Source organism: Spiroplasma endosymbiont of Aspidapion aeneum, from assembly GCF_964031045.1.
Lineage (GTDB): Bacteria > Bacillota_I > Bacilli_A > Mycoplasmatales > Mycoplasmataceae.
The window spans coordinates 851803-871121 of record NZ_OZ034994.1; the positions used below are offsets into that span (position 1 = coordinate 851803).

Genomic DNA, 19319 nt, shown 5'->3' on the forward strand with positions numbered 1-19319 from the left:
AAGCCAAGTGTACTGAATTACACTTAGTTTCCCTTATGCTCTAATATTTTATCTATATATTATTATAAAGTAAAATTAGAATAAGTGTTAAAAACTATGTAAATATTGCAAATAAATGTAAAATATCAAAAAAACAATGTATTGAAAACTTTTTTAAATGTAATTTCAGTAATTTATAACAATAAATGGCTCGCATCAAGAGCAATAATACATAAAATATCAATAGATTTAATATAAATTGATGCCTAAATATTATATCTTTATAAAAATATTAAATATATGTCTTTAAAAAAAACAAATATAAATTAATTGTTAATTCTAACATGATTTAAAAATTTACCCTTTTAATATTGAAATTTTAAGTCATACTTGTGTTATAATTTTAAGCAATTCTGATAAATATTTATTACATTCTTGATTAAGATAAATAATTAAATTATTAGATATAATTATTAATAATAGCTTTTTATGGATTATTAGTAGAAAATTCTATATCCAAATAAGTTGAACAAAATTAATCTTTATTAAATAAATTTTTAATAATTAGCAAATTATATTTAATTAAAAAGTAACCTTTTTAATGATGAGGTAAATATTATTTCCTCAACTTAAGGCTACTTTTGTTTTTATAATTGTATGGGTGTTATTTTATTTTTTTATCTATATGGGTTATTACATAATTTATATTATATCTCACAATAAAAAAAACTTAATTATTTTAAATAATTAATTTTTAAAAACAGATGATGCTTTCTTTTTTAACACACTAATTAAAGGTATTGAGACCGCCAAACTAAATGATGTTATAAAAATAGATATTATCAATAGTGGAACCCATCAAACAATAACTGGAGGTATTATTACTCCTGTAAATTTAGCAGCTGTATTTAAAGCTCCCCTTGAAAATAAATATCCTAAGAATATTGCAACACCAACTAAAACTGAATCAACTATAAGTTGTAATCCCAAGATTGATTGAATAATATCTTTATTTCTATATCCAAGAGACTTCATTACTAAAATAAATTTTTCAAAATTTGTAATAAACGCTTCCACTAGTAACATTAAATATAAAATACTTACAAAAACGATTATAGTAATTGCTAAAATAGCAAGGCTTAGGATGAGTTCTGATATAGATATGATTAGTCCAAGCCTTAAACTTGATAGGTCTACACTTAAATATTGTGGCTTAATATTTGTCAATGCAGAACTAAGTGTTCCAGCATTAAATGTACCTGTTAATCCATCTAAAGCAGCTCTTGCCCCAGTTGTCTCACCGGTAACTTCTGAAAACTTAGAATATTTTGTATTAAACCATTGAGGTTGGGTTGAATATTTAGTTGCCTCATCTTTATTGCCATTAAATAGATTATCAACACCATAAACTATTGATTTAGGATCGTTTTGTACACTTTGAGGCAACGAAGAAATATCCTTATAATCATATGTCTTAATCTTTGGACCATTAGGCACTTGGTATGATTTACCAGTTGGTGTATATGGTGACTGATTAAGTGATATAAATTTTGATGTATTATAACCATATAAAAGATTTGCAATATCTTGGTCAATAATAATTATATTGTCATTAAAGGTTGCCAATATTGATTTAGGATTAATTTTGGCAATATTAATATTATTATATTTAATTTTTCCAGATGATATTGTAATTGGATATTCATTTCCATACCCTATATTTTCGTCTGCTCAACATGTTACAGCTTCTTTATCTAAATCAGATACATCAGCTTCACCATGCTTATCTCCCGGAGTTGACCCATTGTATAATTTAGAAAATTTTAAATTATATGGACAAATATAAGTATAACCACCACTATCATCAAAACCTGAAGAAGAATATGATCTTCAAGCATCTTTTACCGATTTAGGAACTTGACTTGCAGGAACATTACTCTTATACCATCCTGTCTGGTTTGGAGTCATACTATTATCATCTTTAATTTCACTTGACAAATCAATATCCCCATTTTGAAATAAATTTGCATTTGTAGATAGAGCATTATTTGGAATATATAATCTTAGATTATTATAATTATAATATGGGCGAATATTATAAACTAAATTACCATCATCATATTTCATCTCCTGAAATAGCGATGTGTCTTTTAGCATTTTAAGTCTTTTGTTATCTTCTGTATATTGTCTTTGATATATATATTTTGATGTGTCAATGTCATAGGGACTAATAAACCCCTCTTGATTAAGAACGTTGTCATCTTTTCCTTGGAACCTTAAATAATCACGGTCATCATAAACTCATGCATTTTTTGGAATATCTGGCTGTGTATACTTAGAGTAATTCAATCCATTAAGACCTAAATATGTAGATTCTGGGATAATATTGGTATCAAAATCAAAATTTTTATTAACAGTTTTATTAACAACTGCTGGTATGTTTAATGTTTTAGTATCTGGGTTGTAAATTTTTAATCGAATAAGATCTGCAATTTTTGTAGTATCTAATTTATTTTCATCATTAAATAAAATATTTAATTGGTCAATAATATTATCTTTTAGAAAGACAGATGATGTATCTAGTCCATCAAGGTTAAATGCTGTTTGGTTGTTTTTTAAACCCTCAGCTTTAATATTTTTTTCAGAAGAATCTGAAAAAGTGACGGCTGTACCCATTGTTTCTTGTCCTGGAACATATGTTTCAGTTCCTGATCCAATAGAAAATTGTCCAATTCTACTGGTTGAAGAAATATATCCACTGTAAGTTGATGGCAAGTAAGACAAAATATAATCCATTATTGACTTTCTTCAATCATCACTTTCAGAAACCTTAGCAGTATTATTTACTATAGCATTTATAATTTGTGGAAGACCCGTTGCTACTAGTGAATTAGTTATTCCCAATTGAGCCTCTCGTTCAGATATTGTAGTAAAATCTTGACCAGACCCATCTGTATTTTTTTGAGTATATAGAGGGGCATTTGAAAACTGTTCTAATTCTCCAGCACTTAGCGAAAATCCGTGAAAGTTAGATATTCTTTGTGGTATAACATTTAATAACATATTTATAAATGAATTAGAATCTGATGTTGACTGTCCCAGGTAATCGTTCATTCATTTTACATTTGACCAATAACCAGAATTTGTAGGTATTGTAGTTAGTGAATCTTGATTATTATCATAGTAAGAATCTTTTGATAAAATAAATTTAGAAAAAATGCCTGTATTATTTGTAGAATCATTCACTAATGAAGGGTCATCATAATAATCTTCAACATATTTTTCAATTGAGGTTCCTTGTAATTGATCTTCTTTCTGATTTTTTTCTAAATAATCCGGTCCGGTTCAAGCATCTAATGATGTTTTAGATACAGGGGCATTTTCGGCTGGGTTTGTAAATGTATATGCATTTTTATAAGAAAAGAATTTTTGTGAATCACTAATGTATTTATCTAGCATTGGCGGAGCAAATGATAGAAAGCTTACCAATAACATAACAACAAATATTGCAAAAGAAGACGCAAGAAATACATTCTTATTTCTAACAGCAATCTTAATGTCAAAACGTAGTCAAAACGGAATAATATGTTTTTTAATTTTTTGTTTTTTAATTTTTATTTTATGGCTAGAATTTGTAGATACGACAATAATTTTTCCAATTTGCTTTCTATTGTAATGGTAAGCAATTAATAAAGATGAGGAAATAGCAAAACCACCAATGCCAATTACCATCCCCAATAAGACGAGCGGATTAAATATAAATTGAAATAGGTATATAGTTAAATAACCAATAAAGAATCTTGACACTAATTCTTGTAAAAAAGCAGAACACACTCATGCTAATGGAATTATTAAAAATGCAACAATTATAGATGTGCCCACGTAAGAGAATGATAATTCTTTACTTCTTATACCCATTGCTTTCATATAAGCAATTTGTGAAGCATTATTTCTAATATTCTTTTTAATTGAGAATACAAGCGCATTCAGTAATAGTAATAATATAATTGGTCCAAATATAAACAAACACAACTTAATAGCAGTTGATAAATAATCTTGTACTTTTGTATTGAATTGGAAAATAGTCTTTTTAAAATCGTTGGGCATCTTTTTTTCATTGTCAAATTTTTGCCAATATTCTGAGTTACTTCCTTTGTTTAAAATGTCATCATATTTATACTGAATTTTATTATCAGTATTTTTATAAGCACTGAAATATTCTAATTTTGATTTATAATCTTGAAGAATTGGTTTTGGATTTGCCAAATTACTATTATTATTTATAAAATAATAATTAGTCATAGAAATGGATATACCAGAATCTGAATTGTTATAAATAGTTCTTAAATTATTTTTTGTAAGATAAACAATAACACCATTATTGACATCTGGCATAACTGTATCAAGATTTGTTACAGGATAATAACTCAAAGAATCTGTTGCAAAACCACAGACATTTTTATAAACACCAGCTATTGATATTTTAGAACCTAATTTCAAGCCTTTTTTAATTGCATATTGTTCACCAATTAGAACATCATTATTTGATATAGGCATTGTCCCACATAGCAATTTTAAATATTGATTCTTCTTAGCCATCTCATTATCATCTAAAACAATAAATCGAAATGATATTTTTTGAGAACTATCATATAAATAACCTTCTTCTCTTAAGGAAACATTTAAACCAGTTAATCAAGCAGCCATATCTTGATGGTATTTTTCCATAATAAATGGACTTTTTTTAGAGGGCACATAACTCTCTGTAAAATCTGTATAAACAGAAGGGTCAATGTCATTATAACCATAACGAATTCCTCCACGAGAAGCATAATAACCCCTATCAGCATCATATCTACCATAAATATTATAATCTACATCCGCTTTGACAGAGGTTGCATTTCCTTCCTTATCTAAAACATATGAAAGTGGGTTTAACATTCCTAGTAAACCGTGTTCTATATAATTGTATGAGGCAGAACCGTCCTTGTTTTTCAAATTAAGTAAAGTAGAAGAATAATTTCCACCAATTGTCATATTTTGTTCATAATAGATAGTTTTCAAATTATTCGAAGAATCTTCAAGTAAATTTTGGCCAAATAAATAACTTCATAACTTGGTCATATGGTTATTTGCTGCATCTACAAAATCAGTCTTATTAAAATTATTTTGATTTTCTGGTGTTTGACATAATTTTAATGGTGTATTATCATTAAAATCTTTAATAATAGCCTCAGATAATGTCTTATCCGTTGGTGGATTAGCAACTAATTGTTTATAAGAGTCAGTTGAAACATAATTAGTTCAAATAGCCTTTTCATAATCATAACACTTTTTTAACATTTCAAATGCCAATGATTCAAAGGCAGAATAAACATAAACAAAATCACGATTGTGAAGAAGGTTTGGATGTTCTGTTGATCAATTATCAACCGACGGATCTAAAGCATTTCATCCCTTATTATATCAATCATTTCAACCATCTTTAGATTGTGTTGTTGGAATTTTTAATTCATTAAAAATACTTTCTCAGTTAGTATAGGCTTGTGTATTTGACCCATAATATGCAAGCGCCAATGGCTGTTTAATTATATTACTAGAATCATTTTTCTCATGTAAACTCTTTACTTCATTATTAAATGATTGCATCAATGCTCCAATAATTGTCATTAAGAAACGTCGAAAATAACGATGTCCTCCATCAGATTTTGCCATTGATCCTACTTTAAAAGATTCATTTAATGAATTAAAGTTTGCAGCATATAATGTAGGGTTTAAAAATTGACCATTTCCCTCATTAATTGAGAAAAACTCAAATTCAGCTGCAGCTTCCCCATATCTTGTTTCAGCGGTTTTACTATTTATCCCATACTGCTCATTATTATAATTTGCATTATAATCTTTTATACTATCGTATTGATCATCTCCTTTTGAAGAGTCACCAACAAAAAGTTCTCTTCACCCTTCCATAAAAAATGGCGATGACAATGCATCTGTTACAAAACTAGAGTGATTTGTTTGGTCATCATCGCCTTGTTTTGCTATATAAAAATTTGCATAAGATGTCTTTTGACCTGATTTATCTGTAATTGATGTGTAATTATTCTTTACAAAGTCATTCATTTGTACATAAATATCTTTTTCAGATGAACCCGATGTTTTATCAACACCAACAGTTTGATCATATTCATAGTCAAATTTTTGGGAATTATTTTTTATTATATCATTATAAACAGCGCTAATACGGGTATTAACAGAAATTATAAGGCTGAGAAAAATACTGGCAATAAAAGCTAAAGTAGAAATTATAAAAAACTGAGTTTTATATTTAAATATTGATTTAAATCCTTGCTTAAATAATAATCATTTTAATCTCATATATCAACCTACAATTTTTCTATATTTTTAAACTGATAGTTCATATTTTTCCCACCTGGTAATAATAATGAAAGTTTATAATTTAATGTTTTTCCTTTATATTTATAATGTAACACATAACTCAATGTAGATTCATAGTTATTATCTGAGAAATTTTTATATTCTACATTGCTTGTTGAGAAATTTTTAGAATTCATGTATTCCATAAAAACTTTATTTCTATCTGTGTAAAATGTTGTTGTTGACGCTGAAAAGAAAATTTTCAATTTAGACATAAGATCATTAAGACTATTGTCACCTTTTTTATTTGCCATTTTTTGTAAATTATATAAAAATGAGCCCGGAATAACACTTATTGTGTTATTTTTTGATTCATAACCTAGTAATTTTTCACCAAACTCTAATCCAGATAAGCGAACTTTATTGCCACTTTCATCAGTATATACATATTGATACCCTTTTTTACTATCGTCAATGACAGATAAACCAAGGATTAAAGAATTTGTATATGTTTTACCATTGAACGTTACACTACTATCTGAGAGTTTCTTAGGATCTGTTAATTCCTTGCCGTTTGCATCATATACTTCTAATTTTTTTGGCATATTATAATTCATTGATTTTAAAAGGTCTAATATATCATTAGTGTTATTACTGACCATATTAGTTATTTCTATAATAATTGTAGTCAAAGAAGAAATGGGCATATCCACTCCCATTATTGAGATGTTTTTTGATAGTAAATCATTTATATTTTTACATGATTTAAAATTATCAGGAACGGGAATATTTACCATTTCTAATAATAAAAATATTAATGGTAAAACAGTAGAACCATAGATGATATCTTCTAATGGTCTATTAAAATATGAACCAAAAGACTTAATTAAACCAATATAAGGCTCAATTGTAGATGTTGATGGTATAGGTAAAGTTATACCAAACATTTTTAATGCATCTTTTAATATAGAAATTAAAGAAGAGTTTAATATACCACACAAATCAGTTCCTAATGAAGAGACCAATTTTTTACAATTGTCATTTGCCAATAATGGCATAATAACATTTGTTAATATTGCAAATAGATGGGATTCATCCGGAGCCTGTAGAATACCAGGGAGAATAAACATAAGTGGACCGACACTAGTTGTGTTTATATAACCGTCAATTACCGATGCTAATAATGGGCCCAAACCATACATATGTTCGCCCATGTTACCGACAATGCTTGACTTGCTTACATCAATTCCACCTTTACCATCTGCATTAAGATTTAAGAATAGTCCATCACCACCTTCTTTTTGATAGACTGGATTTGCAGTTCCATCACCCAAAATTGGTGTTGACGTTAATCGCGCTCCATCTGTTGTATCAAGATTGTGAAATAAAATTTGCATCACACGATTAAATTGCACTTTATCTACATTTCCTTTTCCACCAAATATTCCATTTAACAGTGTAGATATCACAGACAAATTGCATTTTTCAATTGTTGCATTTGTTGTTGTTTGTTCTGCAACTTTTTTTATCACAATATAATTTGATTCATCTTTAGAAAATAGATGGTTATGGTTTTCTTCAGACCAATCATTATTTAGATTAAGACTAGAATTTGTATAACTATCAAAAGCATTAATATAGTATGATAATGCGATAAACATTTCCAATAAAGGAGAGATATCTTTTGATGGGTCAAATGATACTGTATTTTTTTTGCTAAAGGCTTGCTTAAATTGGTCTTTTAATTTATCAATAATATAGGACCACGGATTTTTATTTTTTGCTATATCTTCTATTGTTATAGGTTTTGTATTAGGATATAAATTAGCAAGAAGAATAGATAATTCTTGATAAAATCAATACATATAATATGAGTTAGAATTATTTTGTATCTTATTTAAATTTGTTATAATATCATCTTTAACATTACCAAGTCCGCCAATAATAGAATTTATAGAATCAACAGTATTAGAATCCATACTACTAAGTCCAGCAATTCTTAATGCTGATAATAATGTAGATAATAGTGAATTTGAAATCCCATTTCCAATAAGAGAATAAATTGTACTATAAATACCAGATATTCCCCCTCACGCATTTGATTGATAAGGGTTACCAACCATCTCTTTTTTTTGTGTTGATGATAGACCATCAACTTTATCAATTGCTTTAAAAACATCAAAATCACTACCAAAATAAGATGATAGAGCATTAGATATGGTTTCTGATTCTTTTGATGATGATATTACTTTATTAACTTTTAATGTCTGTAAATAATTATTTGAAGCAGTTCCATCGGTTCCAGCAGCTCCAGCGATTGGTCCATACATCGCCAAGCTACTAGCCTGAATTAGATCACTCACTCGTTTTTTAACACTTTGAACATAGGTGTTTACATAGGTACACGATGCCACACTAGCTACGCTAACAAATAGAGATGCACTAGCAAGTGTGGCAAATACTTTTTTTGAATTGCCATATCAAAACTCCTCATTAATAAAATTTTATATTATTATTTATAGTTAAAGTATTTTTTTTGCTTTTTTAGTATTAAAAAAAAAAAAAAAACTGCATATAAAATACAGTTTTTTGGAAAAAATACTAGCCGGTTTAACCTAGGCTGAGTGATTTTTATCTGAAGTAAAAAAGAAAATAATATTAAAGTTTATAAATATAATATTAAAATTATCTTATCCTTTTTCACAATTTGTACAAACACCTCTACTAACATTTTCTATATCAAATCATCTGCTACAAACTTTACATTGTTCTCTATGATCGTCTATAGGACTTGTTTTAGATATTGTGTTATCATTTTCATCCTTTATTGTACATCAAAGGATATCTTTTTCTTTAATCATAACTTTGCGATTCCTCTCAATTCCTACATATAGATTGATATTGAGTAATAAATAGATAATGATTTTTAATATGTGATAGATAGGCACAGAAAAAATGCTGTAAGTAATTAACCCTATACTTACCTAACAATAATATTATATATGATTATATTTTATTCAGAAAGAAAAAAAGCTGAATATAATTAATTTTAAATTAAAAAATAATTTTCAAATAAAAGAGGTAAATTATATTAAAAAAGTATAAAAAATTATTATTTTTCATAAAAATCTACATTTCCTTTAATTATAATAGAATATATTTAGGAAATTATTTTTAAATATTTGCCAAATTGTTGTACTTTTTTATTCAATTATTCAATTTTTTGATTTAAACTTATCTTTTATTGTTCTTTCTTTAAACGAGAACGGATCAATTTTACTACCATGTTTTTTTTGTATCAAACTATTTAAAGCAAGATCATAATCGAGATTTTTAAATTGGTAAATAAAATTTAATTTTAATTTCATTCTTTGAATTTCAATAATATTTAATCTTGTCACTTTTTTAAAAAGCGTCTTGTTTGTCTCCTTTATTGCTAAGAATTCCTTTCTTAATATTTCGTTATCTTTTTTTGTAAGATCGTTTAGGTCATAAAGTTCGTCAACTATACTTTTTATATAACTATTAAAATTAAAATTTTCAGACAAAATTGATATTACATTTTGTTTTTCAAAATCATTTTTTAAATCAGCATATCCTTTACTTGTAACAATTGTAGATAGTTTATCAATATTACAACCAATATTTTTAGCAATTGTTAACAATTTTAGCAAATCATCTCGGTGATTACATATTAAAAAGTTAATGTTTTTTTCATAAATATATGTTTCTAGAAACTCTAACATTTCCTTAAAACCACCATATAATTGTTCTATATTCTCATATGTATTAAAGATATATGTTTTAACCATAATAGCATCAAATTTTTTTGTATATTCATTAAAATCTAATATTCCAATAGATGCGATATATGGTATTTTTTGTCCTAAAAAATTTAAGCCCTTTTTATCATAATCTAACAAAAAATCTAATTCATCAATTGCTATAAAAGCAGAATTATATATATTTTTTTCAATTTTACCATAAAAATTCTGCAGCTTTTTCTTATCTACAACATAATAGTTACTATCATCTCTAAATAGGTACATTATTCATCCTCTTGCTCTCTATGTTTACCACGAAAAATAGAAAATAGGTTAGAAAATAAAAGTGATATACCGATAAATAAAACTTTAAAGAAAAAATAAATTAATATTCCAGCAACAACAAAAGTCAATATAACCAAGCATGACCACCCAATAGCAAAATATAGAAAACAAACAATAGCGGCAGCTCTCTCTGAAAGTTTTTCAGAAGAAATTCCCTGGAGTAATGAATAGCAAATCCAAGGTTTAGGACTATACCCCACACTCTTAATTCATATACTAGGAATTATAGTAAAAAAAGCAACAATTATTGCGATGTGCGCCATAGTAAGAATAAATTTTATTGATGTATATTGTCAATTAATAATAAATGGTTTTTTAGGTAAAATTTCGTTAATTAATCAATATGCAAAAATAAAATAACTAACAACAAAGGTTATAATCGATGGAATATATCCCAATAAAACTGCTGCAAATATAAATCCTTGGCAAGAATTTGGTTCATGTCTTGAATCTATAAGAAGATGGTACCCACCTTTAAAGAAATAATAAAATCCATTATGGATATGAGGTACCATTAGTGTAAATGTAAACATTAATAATTCGAAAATTATTGTTGAAAAAAATACAATACTTGAAATTAAGAGTTTGTATTGGTACTTAAAAGGCTTTAATAATATAAATTTTTCTCTTATTGCTTCTATGTTCAAAATATATCTCCACTTTATATATTTTAACCAATTTTAACCAAAATAAAAGCAATTATTCATATATTTTTCTATTGTATGAGATAATTAGCTTATGAATGTGATAAAAGTTATACCTAGAGGTTTTTGTAGTGGTGTTGTTAATTCAATAAAAATTGCAAAAGATACTGCAAATAAATATAGACATAAGAATATTTATATGATTGGTATGTTAGTTCATAATAAGCATATAATTGATGAGCTTAGAGGTTTAAATATAAATTATATATGTGATCTTTTTAAGTCGCGAAAAGAAATAATAATGTCTTTACCAGAGGATAGTGTCGTTATTTTTTCAGCTCATGGAACAAATGAAGATATTATCAAGCTTGCAAAAGAGAGAAATTTAATTGTTATTGATACTATTTGTGAATGAGTAGAAGTAACTAGAAAATTAATAAAATCAAATTTGAATGAAAATAAAAAAATAGTTTTTATAGGTAAAAATAACCATCCAGAAACAATTGCATTAACATCAATAGATAAATGTAATATATTTATGATTGAAAATGAAGAACAAATTTCTGATATTCCTTTTTCAACTGAAGAACAAATTTTAGCAACGAATCAAACAACTCTTTCTATATTAAAAATTAAACATATTTATGAAAAATTAAAAGAAAAATATAAAAATATTGAAATAAAAAATGATATTTGCTTAGCCACAACTCAGAGACAAGAAGCAATTCTGAATTTAAAAGGCAAAAAAATTGATCTAATCTTGGTTGTTGGTGATGAAAGAAGTAGTAACACTGCAGAATTGGTAAATGTGGGAAATTCAATTGGAATAAAAACAATTAGAGTGTCAGATATTTTAGAAATAAGTGAGGATTTAATAAAAAATATTGAGACACTCGCAATAACTGCTGGAGCCTCAACGTCAAGTATTATTTTAAATAAAATAATTAATTATCTTGAAAATTATTAGAAAGATTTAAATTGGTTTTTAATATCAAAATCATATATTTTGACACAATCTTTAAACTCTTTTTCTAATTTTTCTTTTATATCTCTTATAAAAATATTCTCCATATAATGGCCAACTTCAATTAGTGTATTATTATTTTGATTTGCAAAAATTCATTCATTTCATTTTACTTCACCTGTAATATAGGTTATATTTTTTAAATCCTTATCAACCATTAAACTCCCGGCTGCCCCAGAGCATATGAAAAATTCATCTATAATTTGATCGTTATCACTGTTAATATTTATATTAACTTTTTCTGATTTATAAATACCTTTTATCTTATTAATTAAATCAATTTTTTTAATTTTATTTTTAGATTTTATTCTAAAAAGTCCATTACTATCTTCATATTTTACAAATTCTTTAATCTTTATTTTACTATCTAAGATATTAAAAGCTATTTGATATTTACTTCAATCATAATTTGTATGGATTGAGTAAAATTGAATTGAGTGCTCAATTGCTTTTTTTAATATTTCCTGCTTATATTTATTTTTTAAGCCCTTATTTTCTAGAGAATCATTTGGTATGTCCTTAAAAAAAAATGGGTGTCTTGTAATTATGAAACTAGAATTTTTTTCAATTGCATAATCAATGACTTCTGATGTAATATCCATACAAACAATAATGTTTGAAACTGTATCTACATTTTTTAAATTATAAACTTCTTCAATTTCAAAACCCACATTATCTCATTCTTCTGCTTTTTCTTCTGGAAAAAGACCATTTAGAAATTTAACTAACTTATTAATACCTATACTAGACATATTTAACAATCTCCTTACCAATGACTTTATTTATCATTTTTAGTTTAATTTTATATTTCTTTGCTTTTAATTTATCACTTTGAACTAATGCCTGATAAATATCTCGATCTCTCTCCTCAATTCTTGCCCAATATGATACAAAAGCTTTTGAAATATTTTTTCGCATTAATGGTCCAAAGAGAATATCATATTTTGATTTTATTTTAACCCCTGCATATTTATTAATCTTTATTACTTCATAAAAAATATTATTATCCTCAATTACTTTTTCATTTTGAATAAAATATTTTTTATTTTTTGTTCATGTTCTTATTTTTTGTGTATTGTTGTGAGCACAAATTATATAAGAATCTATTAAATTACAATCTTTTTCTAATATTGATAAAATAGTATTCCCACCCAAACCAGATATTATACAGACATTAATTTTAATTTTATCATTAATTATAAAATCTAATCCATCGCTCAGTATTGTCTCAACTTTATGCTCTACACCATATTTCTTTACATTCTTTTTAGCTATAGATAATGGTTTATTATTAATATCACTTGCAAATATTTTTTGTGCTTTTAAATCTTTTGCGATATATATTGCAGTGTAACCATGGTCTGTCCCAATGTCACAAACAATATTTTCAGTATCAATTAAGGATGCAATTGCTTGTATTCTATTGGTAATAAGATTAATCATAAGCCTTAACCTTTATAAAAGTCACGTAGAATTTTTGCCACAGGTTTTTTTCCATCAGGTTTAAATTTACGGCTACTTTTTGCCTCTATTTGTCTTATCCTTTCTCTAGTAACACCAAGTTCTTGACCGACATCTTCTAATGTTTTAGGAGAATTATATTTGGCAATATGTGCTTGAATTATATCACTTTTAATTTTCATAACATTTTCGATATCTTCGTCATAATGAAGATTAAAAGTTTGGCAGGCAATATTTAAATCATTTGCAGATGCATCCTCACATTCATCTGCAAGTCTTATTAATGTTCTAAGTCTTGTTGGCAAAAGACCATAACGCATTCTAATAACTTTTTCTTCTCTAGCTGTAAGATTTTCAGAAAAACACCTATCCAAAACCTCTTTTAAAGTTTCTTTTTCTGCAAATTCTGATGGACTTGTTATATCTTTATCTTCTACAAAGTCCCCAAAGTGGGTATCTTCTTCATCTCCAAATGGTTTTTCTAAACTAACAGGTTCTATTGCTAATTCTTTTATTTCTGTTATTTTTTCTGGGGTGAAATTTTTACCACCAAAACGCTCTGCTACTTCTGCTGGTGTTGGTTCGCGGCCTAACTCTTGGGTTAAAAGACGCTCAATTCTAGTAATTTTATTAATTGTTTCAACCATATGAACTGGGATTCTTATAGTTCTTGCTTGGTCTGCAATTGCTCTTGTTATTGACTGTCTAATTCATCATGTTGCATATGTTGAAAACTTAAAACCTCTGTGATAATCAAATTTATCTACAGCCTTCATTAAACCAACATTTCCCTCTTCAATTAAATCAGCAAAATCTAAACCTCTATTTAAGTGTTTTCTTGCAACAGAAATAACTAATTTTAAATTTGATGTTATTAATTTATCACGTCCAACTTTAGCATCATACTCATCGCCAGATTCAATCATTTTTGCAAATTCAACCTCTTCAGCTTTGGAAAGAATTTTTATCCCACCTATTTGGTTAAAATATGATTTAATAATATCTGTTACTTTAGTTTCATTACTGATAGATGATATACGGTACTTAACACTTTGGTCTTGATAAGCATTTTTTAAATTTTCTTTATCATGTCTTTTTAAATTTGCCAATTCCTTAGTCTGATTTGCTGCTAAATGTTCATTGCTGTCTTCTTTATCTTCGATATCATTAGCTATAGTTTCTTCAATCTCGTGGATATCTAAATCCTCATCAGTAAAAATAGCACCTTTCTCAATTATAAAATCAAATATTTTTTCTTGTTCGTCATCATCTATATTTGGAAAGTTTTTTAATAATAACTCAATAACATCTTCTTGTGCAATTTCGTTATCATTTTTTTCTAAATAAATAACTAAGTAGTCTTTCATTTCGTCAATTGTTAAAAATTTTTTTGTTGTTATTGCCATTCTTCTCTCCTGTAGTATATAATATTTTTTATTATAGTCTTATTTTTTATAGTTAATAATTTCTACATAATTTTCAATATGCTTTATAAGGTTATCAATATTAACTTCGCTAATATCTGCTCCACTATTTATATAAAGCTTGAGCATTTTTTCAATAGAATTTATATAATTGAGAATTATATCTGATGATTTAATTTCATTGTTTCATAATTTTATCGCATATGATAGAGATAAATCTTTTGAATTATCATTTATTTTTTTTAGAATAAGTAACATTTTAATGAGATTTTCATCATAACTTGCTATTGTTGCTATAACATTGTCATATGAAACTAATTTAAACATTGACTTATTTAAAAAACAATAAGCGATTGATTTTAAAAACATTCTTTTTGTTTGGCTGATAATAATTTTTTTATTAACATCTCTAAATCTTAATGGTGATAATTCTTCTTCAAAATTAACAAATTCTGGGAAATCTTCGTCATAAATACTAGGTTGGTTATTTGTGGTGTTGGACTTTGTATACACTGAGTTTATAGTTTCTTTATTTGAGACTATATTATTTGATTTTTTGTATTTATTCAACTCCCTATTAATAATATCAAAATTTAGATTAAATTTCTCTAAATTTGTGGCTAATTCTTGTATATATGATACTTGGTTTATCTCGCTATAATCATGACAAATGACATCAAATATATCTTTTAACTTATCTGCAATCTCCTCTTGTTTTAAATCTACTAAAACTTTTTTAATAAGGAAAGTAATTATTGATATTGGTTTAGAGGTGATCGCTTTTAAATATTTATCATCACCCTTGTTTAGCAATTCATCAGGGTCATTTTCAGTATCATTTACAATAATATTAATTTTCTTATTATTTTGTAAAAGTTTCTTTATTATTTTCATAGTTGCACTAACACCAGCATCATCCCCATCAAGGAAAATTGTAAATGTTGGAGAATTTAGAGACGATAGTTGTTTTATTTGAAAATCTGAGATGTTTGTTCCCATTATTGCTATAGCGTTTTTTATTCCTATCCGATGCAGGGCTATTACATCCATAAATCCTTCAAGAATAAAAACATTTCGCGAATCAATTATATATTTCTTTGCGTTAAAGATATTATATAATAATTCAGATTTTTTAAAAATAATCCCCTCTTTTGAGTTGATATATTTAGACTTTGTTTTATCATCACTTAATATTCTACCACTAAAACCAATTGTATTATTTTCAATGTCTTTTATTGGAAATACAATTCTATCTGCAAAAAAATTATATTTCTTGTTATTGTAGTATGTTATAAGATTAGATGTTTCAATATCTTTTAATTGAAAATTTTCTTTTTGTAAATACTCTAAAAGAAAATCTTTATCACAGCAGAAACCAATATCAAAATATTCTATTATATCATATGATAATTTACGAGTATTTTTTAAATAATTCAAAGCCTCTCTTCCTTGCTTTGTAAATAATATGGCTTTAAATACATCATTTGCACTATTATTAATTTTTTTAATTATAAATTCTTTATTGTTTTGTAGATTAATACCATCTAATTTTATGTCAATATTTTCATTTTGAATGATCTCTCTAATAGCGTCAATTTGACTAATGTTTTTAAATTGAGTTAAGAATGTAATTGCGTTTCCTGAAGTATCACACGAAAAACATTTAAATATTTTTTTTGATTCTGAAATATTCATACTAGGTGTTGAATCATTATGAAACGGGCACACACATCTATAGTCAGTACCCTTCTTTTGAATATCAATATAATGCCCAATGACACTTGAAATACTTACTGAATCTAATACTTTTTTTCTTAAATTGTTTATGTCAATATTCATGATTTATTTTCACCTCAATTATCATTAATAAGGAAATATTATTTATAATTATCCTTCAAATATTGCACAAGATCATTAATTTTAATTCTTTCTTGTTTCATTGTGTCTCTATCTCTTACTGTTACACAATTATCTTCATCACTATCAAAATCATAAGTAATGCAATATGGCGTTCCAATTGCATCCTCACGACGATATCTTTTTCCTATATTACCAGTGTCATCAAAAATACAATCAAATTCACGATTTAAATTTATGTATAAATCGAAGGCTTTTTCATTTTGTTGTTTTTGAAGTGGCATAATAGCTAAATAATATGGTGCTATTTTTTTAGTTAATTTTAGAACTATCCTTGTTGATTTATCTTCAAGTGTTTCCTCACAATAAGCATCTGTTAAAATTGCAAATAATAATCGCTCAAGTCCTACACTGGGTTCTATTACATACGGTATTGATTTTTTATTTGTTATAGGGTCTAAATATGATAGGTCTTGTTTTGATGCTTCTTGATGACGTGATAGGTCAAAATCAGTTCGGCTAGCAATACCTCAAAGTTCTCCTATACCATGGAAATAATTATATTCAATATCAATGGTTTTATTTGAATAATGACTTAACTCTTCTTTGTTATGAACTCTTCTTTTAAAATTTTTTTTATTAATTTTGAGTTCAACAGATAAAAAATGCTCAATTTGTAAAAGTCAATATGAAAATCAATCTGTTTCATCATTACGGTCGTAAAAGAATTCGAGTTCCATTTGCTCAAATTCTCTTGTTCTAAATATAAAATTTCCAGGAGTGATTTCATTTCTAAAACTTTTACCAATTTGACCAATTCCAAAAGGTAGTTTTTTTCTTAAGCTTCTTTGTGTATTTTTAAAATTAATAAAAATACCTTGAGCTGTTTCTGGTCTTAAATAAACGATAGAAGAATCATCTTGAATAACACCTTGATATGATTTAAACATTAACTGAAACTGTCTAATAGGTGTGTAATCAACTTTTTTGCATTGTTGACATGCTATTTTCTTTTCTAATATGAATTTTTCTTGTTGTTGTATAGTTCATCCACCAACATTTATTTCAGGAAATGCCTCTTCTATTATTTTATCTGCCCTATATCTTGATTTACAATTTTTACAATCAATTAATGGGTCATTAAAATTATCAATATGGCCTGATGTTTTTCAAACATTTGGATTTAAAATAATTGAAGAATCCAAACCAACATTATGAATATTTTTTTTAATAAAAAAATCTCATCAAAGATTTTTTAACTTATTTTTCATTTCAGCGCCAAGAGGTCCATAGTCTCAAGAATTGGCAAGACCACCATAAATTTCACTTCCTTGAAATACAAAACCTTGATTTTTTAGAAATGCTATTAATATATCGTTATTTTTTCTATTTTGCATTTTTCTTCTCTACTTTTTTTGTTGTTGATTCCTTTGCTTTTATTGGTGTTTTAGTTTTAGATTCCTTTTTTATCTCAGATGGCTTATCCTTATTTAGTTTTGTAGTATTTTCTTTGCTAATATCTTTATCATTTGATATAAATTGTTTTTTTACAAAGTTTTTACCATCCATAATTAATTCAAAATCACTAAATCTTACATCATTAACATTAGCAAGTGCATGTCATATGAACATAGATGCATCAGTTAGATCTGAACAATAACTAGCAGCACCAACCAAAGCATCATACTCTTTTATACCATCATATTCATATATAAAACCAATTCCACGTGATAATTTATTTATAAATCTAAACCCTTTTACTCTTTTAATTTTAGGATCTGCTTCAACTACTTTTAATAAGGAATTTTTTAGTTGGTCATAATCGACTTGATTATCAATAGAATTATTTATTTTTACATTATCAATGTCTGGGGGTAATGTTGAAATATTTGTCATTGTAAGTTGTGCTTGCTCTGGTGAAATAGCAATTTCACAATATTTTTCTTCAGGGTTAATAACTACTCCTCTAAAAATAGAGTCCTTAGATTTTACACTTGTTAATAATTCTGGAAAATTAACTAGAAATCAATTAATATAGGTCCCTTCAGCTAAATCTGCTTCCCTTGGTTTTGAAAGGAAATCATTTCTTGTAGATAGATCAGAAAATGTTGGCAATAAAAATGTAAGATTCTCACCCGGTGTATTTTGTGTTAATTTTAAAACAGTATTTGCACTAATTTTATGAGGATCAAAATCTAATATTGGTTTTTTTGAATCATCAATATAACCTAAAAATGATTTTTGAAAAATCATTCTCCTAATAATTTCTAGTGAGACCTCCTCACTTTTCAACTTTTCAAATCTATTTCTGTCTTCAAAAAATTGTCTTATTTTTGTATCAATATACAATTTATCAAAAGACAAATTTTTTTCACTTTGATTGACTTGTTCATTTTTTTCCTCAAGAACTTGTTCATTGTTTTTTTCATTATTATTTGCCATT

12 protein-coding genes are annotated in these 19319 nt (G+C 26.4%); 1 reads left to right on the forward strand and 11 read right to left on the reverse strand.

Annotated elements, in window-relative coordinates:
* Nucleotides 1-726 precede the first annotated feature (726 nt).
* The 5 genes from AAHM97_RS03770 to AAHM97_RS03790 all read right to left on the reverse strand — a co-directional run bounded on the left by AAHM97_RS03770 (nt 727) and on the right by AAHM97_RS03790 (nt 11113).
* Nucleotides 727-6357 (reverse strand): ABC transporter permease, encoded by a 5631-nt coding sequence (locus tag AAHM97_RS03770; RefSeq protein WP_342268609.1) that lies wholly within the window; start codon nt 6355-6357, stop codon nt 727-729.
* A gap of 8 nt (nt 6358-6365) precedes the next feature.
* The gene (locus tag AAHM97_RS03775; RefSeq protein ID WP_342268610.1) at nt 6366-8771 is read right to left on the reverse strand and encodes a hypothetical protein; all 2406 of its coding nucleotides are present in this window, start codon (nt 8769-8771) and stop codon (nt 6366-6368) included.
* A gap of 276 nt (nt 8772-9047) precedes the next feature.
* Entirely contained in the window at nt 9048-9218 is a 171-nt protein-coding gene (locus tag AAHM97_RS03780) for a hypothetical protein (protein ID WP_342268611.1), read from the reverse strand.
* Between the two features lie 342 nt (nt 9219-9560).
* A complete protein-coding gene (locus AAHM97_RS03785) occupies nt 9561-10406 on the reverse strand; it encodes a hypothetical protein (RefSeq protein ID WP_342268612.1) in 846 nt (281 codons plus the stop codon).
* Complete coding sequence (locus AAHM97_RS03790; protein WP_342268613.1) at nt 10406-11113, reverse strand: hypothetical protein; 708 nt, start codon at nt 11111-11113, stop codon at nt 10406-10408. The genes AAHM97_RS03785 and AAHM97_RS03790 overlap by 1 nt, the downstream gene beginning before the upstream one ends.
* 91 nt (nt 11114-11204) lie before the next feature.
* Here AAHM97_RS03790 and ispH point away from each other — a divergent pair, with 91 nt between their 5' ends.
* Nucleotides 11205-12077, forward strand: a complete 873-nt coding sequence (ispH, locus tag AAHM97_RS03795; protein ID WP_342268614.1) for a 4-hydroxy-3-methylbut-2-enyl diphosphate reductase — start codon at nt 11205-11207, stop codon at nt 12075-12077.
* Here ispH and AAHM97_RS03800 read toward each other — a convergent pair.
* The 6 genes from AAHM97_RS03800 to AAHM97_RS03825 are packed head-to-tail and all read right to left on the reverse strand — an operon-like array spanning nt 12074 to nt 19318.
* Nucleotides 12074-12886 carry a Nif3-like dinuclear metal center hexameric protein gene (locus AAHM97_RS03800; RefSeq protein ID WP_342268615.1) on the reverse strand — a complete coding sequence of 271 codons (813 nt, stop codon included), beginning with the start codon at nt 12884-12886 and terminating at the stop codon, nt 12074-12076. The genes ispH and AAHM97_RS03800 overlap by 4 nt on opposite strands.
* Complete coding sequence (locus tag AAHM97_RS03805) at nt 12879-13577, reverse strand: class I SAM-dependent methyltransferase (RefSeq protein ID WP_342268616.1); 699 nt, start codon at nt 13575-13577, stop codon at nt 12879-12881. Before AAHM97_RS03805 ends, AAHM97_RS03800 begins: the two co-directional genes overlap by 8 nt.
* A 5-nt stretch (nt 13578-13582) precedes the next feature.
* On the reverse strand, nt 13583-15001 hold the full coding sequence (locus AAHM97_RS03810) for a sigma-70 family RNA polymerase sigma factor (protein WP_342268617.1): 1419 nt from the start codon (nt 14999-15001) through the stop codon (nt 13583-13585).
* 39 nt (nt 15002-15040) lie between these two features.
* Nucleotides 15041-16858 (reverse strand): DNA primase, encoded by a 1818-nt coding sequence (gene dnaG / locus AAHM97_RS03815; RefSeq protein WP_342268618.1) that lies wholly within the window; start codon nt 16856-16858, stop codon nt 15041-15043.
* A gap of 38 nt (nt 16859-16896) precedes the next feature.
* Complete coding sequence (locus AAHM97_RS03820; RefSeq protein WP_342268619.1) at nt 16897-18273, reverse strand: glycine--tRNA ligase; 1377 nt, start codon at nt 18271-18273, stop codon at nt 16897-16899.
* Nucleotides 18263-19318 (reverse strand): hypothetical protein, encoded by a 1056-nt coding sequence (locus AAHM97_RS03825; RefSeq protein WP_342268620.1) that lies wholly within the window; start codon nt 19316-19318, stop codon nt 18263-18265. Before AAHM97_RS03825 ends, AAHM97_RS03820 begins: the two co-directional genes overlap by 11 nt.
* Between the last annotated feature and the right edge of the window lies 1 nt (nt 19319).